At 41.6% G+C, this 3,972-nt stretch carries 5 protein-coding genes; 2 read left to right on the top strand and 3 right to left on the bottom strand.

The window, feature by feature from the left end; genetic code table 11:
* The 3 genes from LC574_RS29970 to LC574_RS29960 all read right to left on the bottom strand — a co-directional run.
* Positions 1-173 (bottom strand): ATP-binding cassette domain-containing protein (locus LC574_RS29970; protein WP_306422176.1); only part of this gene is annotated, 173 nt, incomplete at its 3' end.
* Entirely contained in the window at positions 125-991 is an 867-nt protein-coding gene (locus LC574_RS29965) for a cyclic nucleotide-binding domain-containing protein (RefSeq protein ID WP_306422175.1), read from the bottom strand. The genes LC574_RS29965 and LC574_RS29970, both read right to left, overlap by 49 nt.
* Complete coding sequence (locus LC574_RS29960) at positions 988-1,836, bottom strand: peptidyl-prolyl cis-trans isomerase (RefSeq protein ID WP_229457247.1); 849 nt, start codon at positions 1,834-1,836, stop codon at positions 988-990. Before LC574_RS29960 ends, LC574_RS29965 begins: the two co-directional genes overlap by 4 nt.
* A 356-nt stretch (positions 1,837-2,192) precedes the next feature.
* Here LC574_RS29960 and LC574_RS29955 point away from each other — a divergent pair, with 356 nt between their 5' ends.
* Together LC574_RS29955 and LC574_RS29950 are read left to right on the top strand one after the other, a co-directional pair.
* Positions 2,193-2,930, top strand: a complete 738-nt coding sequence (locus tag LC574_RS29955; protein WP_229457246.1) for a hypothetical protein — start codon at positions 2,193-2,195, stop codon at positions 2,928-2,930.
* A gap of 398 nt (positions 2,931-3,328) precedes the next feature.
* On the top strand, positions 3,329-3,904 hold the full coding sequence (locus tag LC574_RS29950) for a hypothetical protein (protein ID WP_229457245.1): 576 nt from the start codon (positions 3,329-3,331) through the stop codon (positions 3,902-3,904).
* The last annotated feature ends 68 nt before the right edge of the window (positions 3,905-3,972 follow it).

The following is a 3,972-nucleotide window of genomic DNA, read 5'->3' as shown; positions in this document are numbered from 1 at the left end:
AGAGTATCTTGTAACACCATACCAATTTGCTGACGCAGGGAGTAGAGTTCTACCTTATTAATGTCATAGCCATCAATTTTGATCCGACCGGAGTCTAGTTCGTAGAGGCGGGGCAAAAGTTTGGTTAATGTACTTTTACCAGCACCACTTTGACCCACAACTCCAACAAACATACCAGCTTCGATATCAAGATGAACGTTGTTAAGTTGGGGGTTAGGACTTTTGGCGAAGCTGAAAGTAACACTTTCGTACTCGACAGCACCAACAATAGCTGGCATCGGGATTTGGGAGTGTGAGAGTGAGGGAGTGTGGGAGTGTGGGAATGTTCCATTTCTCTCCCTCCCTCCCTCTCTCCCTCACTCCCTCCCTCCTGCAAAGACAGGCAAGATCCCACAGCATAGTTCGAGCCTTTACTGCTAACTAACCACAGTAGGTTAGGGTCTAATTGCTGAAGTGGTGTTGTGCCTGGAGGTAAGTTAAGGATAGTAGCCTGTTTTGTTGCAGCAGTAGCGAGTTCTTTAAGATTGTCTGGAATCTTACCTCGACGTTCTAGTTCTGCGCCTAACAGGTCAAAAACTTCAACCAAGCTGCAATAGTTACGAAAGGCGTTGGCAATGATAGGTTCAAGTTCTAGTAGACTTAAGAAATCTGAGGCTTTGAGCGTTAGGCAAAGAGTTTCAACTGAAGCGATCGCTGTTTCACTTGGTACACTACGCAGCAAACTTGTCCAGCCAATGATTGACCCTGGTTTGAGTAATTCTAGGGTATCCGGGGCGGAAGCACCTGGGGCATATCCTAGTAAACGGGCTTGCCCAAGGTATAGAATGGCTATTCTAGCTGGGAGGGTTTCTCTGACCAAAATTGCTTGCCCCATACGGTAGCGCAAGGGTTCAAGTTTTTCTGCAATCTGCTCAACGCTAGTAATCGAAAGCTGGTCAAATGGGTGGATGCTGGCGAGGAATTCTTGAATTGTGGTAGTGCTTTCTATCATCTTGTTAACAGGGCTGGGGAACTAGGAGTGTGGGAGTGAGGGAGTGTAGGAGGGTGGGAAATTTCACATTCCCTCACTCCCTCCGTCCCTCCCGGACTCTCTCCCTCTCTCCCCGACTCCTCCTCATGTATTGTCAATTGCGCCTTGCTCATCTCTTCAGCTAACCAAGTTTCAAACAGATGATTAAGAAGTGTAGAGCGCATTGCATCATCTAATTGAGCCGGAATTAGCTTTTCGAGTCGCACAATCACAAACCACTCATCCAATTTCATCGGTGGCCATAACTGTCCTGGTTGTGAAATGGTAAGTTTTTGTGCGATCGCTGGATGAGGTTGACTTATAGTCACGGGGCCTAGCATCCCTTGAGTTTGAGCTTCTGCCCCAAGTGAATAAACACTGGCACATTCAGCAAATGTTTGTTCTCCTGCTTTAATGCGGAAGTAGAGTTCTTGGGCAACTTCGGCATCAGATGTGCGAATTAAGGAATAAATTACTTTGTCTAGCTGAGACTTACATTGCAAAAAATAAGATTCTAGCTTTGTCCCCCAAGTAGCTTGCTTTAATTTCTCAATTTTCAGTTCTCGCATAGCAACAGCTTCTAGTTGCTCAAGGCTCATGCTGTATTGCTCTAAGGCTTTTGCCCTTGCTTGCGGTGTTGTCAGTTGATTGTTTTGGTAGAATTGCTCAATAACACCGAGTTTTTCTGATGAAGTGAGTTCAAAGCCGGCGATCGCTGTTTCAATCACCAACAAACGACACAATTGCGGCAGCATTTGGTAGCCAGCCAGCAAATGCGGGATTTCTGCTTGGCTAATTATCTGGTTGCCAATTGAGAGATGAGTCATAGGGTGCAAGTCACAGCCAGGATAAGAGAATATATTAAATAATTTTCCTCTCGTATCATCTATTGTCTGTTCTACTTATGACAATGATAAGTATACCGATGTTGTCTAAAAGAATGGTTGTTACATACTTAGAAATACTGAGAAAAACTTAAACAAGCTTCAGGAAATGAATACTTTGCTTCTAGTTATTAACTAAATAGGTAGCTCAACGACTTTCAGGGTATTTACGCAGGTATAAAACTCAAGAAACGTGGTATAAAGTTACAAGTGATTGTAGAGAGTTATGAACGCTCAAATCTCCATTAAAAGCAGTGCTACTCTGGGACAATTCAAGTAAAAAGTTATCAAAAAGCATCATGAACCAAAACTTAATCACTCAAGAGTTTGGGATTATTATAGCTGCAAAAAATCATAATCCAACAATACTTAATCCAGATTTTCTTAAATATAGCGGTATTATCCCAGAAGAATGGGAATTAGTTCGGCAGCCCACATATACTCAAAATATTTCCCAACTAGCTTTTACCAATGGGATTATGATAGTAGCTGAAGCAACACGAGTGATTTTTATAGAAGCTATTGAACAGAAAGCAATAAAAGAAATCACTGTGGCGGAAATAGCGAAAAAATACGTTCAAACACTACCAAATGTAGAGTATGAAGCTATAGGTCTAAATCCTAGAGGTTATATTAGTTTTGAACAACAAGATAACGCTGCTAGTCAGTATTTAGCCAAAACATATTTATCTGGTGGGGATTGGCAATCCCTTGGGACTGCACCTGTGAGAGCAACACTTAATTTGGTTTACACTTTAGAGCGTTGCCCATTTTACCTAACTATCAGCGAAGCCGCTTTACGCAATCCAGATGAAATTAATACTCCCATTGTTTTGTTCAATGGCAGTTTTAGCTACGAAGTTAGAAGTGAAACACCATTACAGAGAGTCCCAAATATGCATCAAATTCTTGATAATTGGCAAACAGATTTGTCAAACTATCAAGAAATTATCAATACCAAGTTTTTGCTCAAATCAGATCCGTATACAACTTTAATTCCAGATGCTTTTACAATGAATCATAGTGCAGTTGCCTAATATTTACAGAAAACAAGTTGATGAATGAGGAGAAAAACTTGTATCTCCTCATTTCCAATGATTAAAACAATCTGAATAATAGCAGAAATGTTGCCACTCAGCATGGGGGAATGGCACGCTTGTAAAGGGAAAATCGTTGAGGCCGCGGGGGTGCAGAGGAGCGGGGGAGAAAGAAGAAGTTTTAAGCATACGAACAGATATTTAGAAATTCCCCTCTGCGCCCCTGCCCCTCTGCAATCCCTACGCTGCAAACCCTTCAGCTTAACAAGCGTGCCACTCAGCATGGGGCTTGAGGTAAGAGTCAGAGCGCACTTGAACTTCAGCCCGATCCTTACGTTTAACTTTCATATTTGATTTCACTAAAACAATTAACAAATTACTACTTCTTGGGGTTAGTCATGGGTAGTCCTGAAAACTTGGGAACTAATGGTGGAATTTTACCTCCATCTTTACTTGAGAGTGCATCTTTGGGTGCAGCGTTAGATGACAATTCTGCGTTAACTTCTTTGCAAATTGCACTCAGAAAACCCAGTGGCTCCGATCCAATCACTTCAAATTTAGAACATCAAGAAAAATCGCTAAACACTACAGAAAACAATAAATCAAATCAGGATACTACTAATTACACGCCAGTTGGGAACAATATTTTCGACTCTGGACAGTCTTTTAAACAACCGCAGAATCTTACAAGCACTCCCATAGTACCTATTAGTAATAACAATCAAAACTCTAACAAAACAAAAGCAAAAGACTCACTTACAGGTAATACTACAGATAACTCCCTAGTTGGCATTACTGAACAGAAACCACTCATTTCTATTGGAGCATTAGGGAATTTAGATAATTCCCAACAGAATTCCTCGGTTTCTTCCTCTTCTGCCAGGACTAGCTCAGTATCTACACTTAGTACTAGTCTAGGACTTACGCACGCTCTACGAATTCTTGGCGTTCTTGGCGTCTTGGCGGTTCGATAAATTAAGCTTTTGGGCGATTTTTGCGTAAGTCCTAAACAAAAAGAATGCGTTATGCCTTAAAAAGCTCA

This window comes from Nostoc sp. CHAB 5715, assembly GCF_020829685.1.
GTDB lineage: Bacteria > Cyanobacteriota > Cyanobacteriia > Cyanobacteriales > Nostocaceae > Nostoc.
The sequence above is the reverse complement of the archived record's forward strand: the minus strand, read 5'-3'. Positions and strand labels throughout refer to the sequence as shown.